Annotated in this window: 2 protein-coding genes; one reads left to right on the forward strand and one right to left on the reverse strand. The window is 49.2% G+C overall.

Annotation, left to right across the window (positions count from 1 at the left end; translation table 11 throughout):
• The coding region (locus tag G343_RS0100095) for an IS30 family transposase (RefSeq protein WP_020006094.1) at positions 1–648 on the forward strand (648 nt) is incomplete at its 5' end.
• A gap of 275 nt (positions 649–923) precedes the next feature.
• Here the strand turns inward: G343_RS0100095 and G343_RS0100100 are convergent.
• Positions 924–2,009 (reverse strand): IS30 family transposase, encoded by a 1,086-nt coding sequence (locus tag G343_RS0100100; RefSeq protein ID WP_020006095.1) that lies wholly within the window; start codon positions 2,007–2,009, stop codon positions 924–926.
• Positions 2,010–2,071 lie beyond the last annotated feature (62 nt).

Raw genomic sequence — 2,071 nt, forward strand, 5'->3', positions numbered from 1 at the left:
ACGACGCTCTATCATTGGATTAACATCGGGTTGATGCGGACGAAGAATATCGATCTGCTTGAGAAAGTCAGCCGGGCGCCCAGAAAGACCGGCCGACACGGTCAAGCAAACAAGCGCAAGTTGGGCACTTCCATTGAAGCCCGGCCGGAACATATTGAAGACCGAGCAGAATTTGGACACTGGGAAATTGATACGGTACTGGGGACCAAAGGTGAAAATGATGAAGTACTGCTCACTCTGGCAGAACGTAAAACAAGGTTTGAATGCATCATTAAAGTCGACCGGAAGGATGTGTCATCGATTTCAAAAGCCGTTCAGTCATTGGCCGCGCGCACCGGCACAGACATGCCTGCGCTGTTTAAAACCATCACGTCGGATAACGGGTCGGAGTTCAGCACTTTAGAAACCGATTTAAAAGAGACGACCCAAGTATATTTTAGTCATCCGTATGCATCTTATGAACGCGGCACCAGTGAAAATCAGCACAAATTGATTCGACGGTTTATACCGAAAAGTCAACCGATCAGTCAAGCGACTCAGCAGCAAATCTTACGCGTACAAAAGTGGATGAATACATATCCGCGGAAGCAGCTCAATTACCGCACGCCACAGAACGCACTCATGACAGAGATGAAGGCCATCGCTTAGAAAAGTGTAAAATTTCTTTATCCCCCTAGGGGGATAGTCAACGTCTATCATCCATTCACAATCTCCTCATACCGGGGACTGGACCAGTGGCTAACTTGGACTTGAAATTTAGGGTTAATATTTTTCTATGAATAATTCAGGTTAATATATAAAAAAATATTCATACGCGAATTTCAAGTTTAAGTTAGCCACCCGGGTATCACCCCAAACCAGAGTTTGTGAAAGCCCTCTGGGGCTGGGTTTCTCCTCCCCCGAGGGGGAGGAGAAAATTTTACCTAGGCGCTTTGAACTGTTTGTGTCTGATTGAATGCCTTGGCGAAACACTCATGAGGCGTCTGGTAGTCCAGGATTTTGCGCGGGTAGTCATTCATCCACCGCTGAATGCGTTGAACTTGCCGGTCACTAATAGATGAGATGGACTGACCTTTCGGGATGAACCGGCGAATCAGCTTGTGCTGGTTCTCACTGGTGCCCCGTTCATATGAGGCAAACGGCCGGGCAAAGTACACATCGGTCACAGACTTCAATGTTTCATGGAGTGTGCTGAACTCGGAACCATTATCGGATGTGATGGTTTTGAATAATGACGGCATGTGCGCGCCGGCCCGTTCAATAAGCGATTCAACCGCCGCAGTGACCGGTTGGGCAGCCTTGCCATCAATTTTCAAAAGCACCTCAAATCGGGTCTGTCGTTCCGCCAATGTCAGCAGCACGGCATCATCCTTGTGTTTTGCGCCGATGACGGTGTCGATTTCCCAGTGACCAAATGTCTCCCGGGATTCGACAGCTGCCGGCCGTTCAGTGATGGATGGGCCTAAGTTGCGTTTGTGCTGGCGGTCCTTTCGCTTGTTTGATTTTGTGTTACGGCGAAGTTTCTCCGTCAGGTAGATGTTCTTCGTCCGCATGATCTGCCGGTCGATCCAGGTGTAGAGCGTCGTCGTACACGGAATCAGTTCGGCCGGGAACAACTCCCGCTGTTTCGCCGCACCAATGACCGCATCCGGCGACCAGCGGTAATCCAGCATCTGTATATCGGCCCAGTCGACAAAGGTATCAGACAGACACCATTTCGGTTGCCGGCCACAGTGGCGGCGGTTCTCTTCATAGCGCATTTGGGCATAGTCCGGATCATAGGCATGGTAGCCGTATTCATATGTCTTTCCATTGTGCTTCTGGCGGCGTATCTGCCGGACGGTCCCGCGGTTGACTTCGTTATTGATGGTCTGCGGTGCACGCTTCAAACGTTTCGCAATCGCACGGTTAGAGTATTCCTCTTTCCTTAAAATCTCAATTGGGGCCCGTTCATCTTTGGTCAAATGTTTTCCTTGGATGGATTCAGTGGTATCATGAAGTTGCGTCATGTGATTTCATTCCTTTATTGAGAGTCTGCTAACTTCAATATAACATGAAATTCACATGGCGT

This window comes from Salinicoccus albus DSM 19776, from assembly GCF_000385175.1.
Taxonomy (GTDB): Bacteria; Bacillota; Bacilli; order Staphylococcales; family Salinicoccaceae; genus Salinicoccus; species Salinicoccus albus.